General features: G+C 64.7%; 1 protein-coding gene. It reads left to right on the plus strand.

Going from position 1 to position 289, the window contains the following annotated elements; all coding sequences use genetic code 11:
- Positions 1-289: FAD-dependent oxidoreductase (locus KVS71_RS17300; RefSeq protein WP_217585136.1), on the plus strand; the 289-nt coding region annotated here is incomplete at both ends.

The following is a 289-nucleotide window of genomic DNA, read 5'->3' on the forward strand; positions in this document are numbered from 1 at the left end:
ACCGGGCCCTTCCCAACGAGGACGCCGACGTGTCGAAGGAGATCACGAAGCAGTACAAGAACTACGCCGTCGACATCCTCACCTCCACCAAGGTCGAGTCGGTCGTCGGCAACGGTTCCTCCGTCACCGTCTCGTACACGGGCAAGGACGGCCAGCAGGCGTCGATCGAGGCCGTCAAGGTGCTCATGTCGGTCGGGTTCGCCCCGAACGTCGAGGGTTTCGGGCTCGACAAGACGGGTGTGAAGCTGACGGAGCGCGGTGCGGTCGGCATCGTCGACCACCTGCGCAC

This window comes from Microbacterium sp. GbtcB4 (assembly GCF_019091465.1).
Classification (GTDB): domain Bacteria; phylum Actinomycetota; class Actinomycetes; order Actinomycetales; family Microbacteriaceae; genus Microbacterium; species Microbacterium paraoxydans.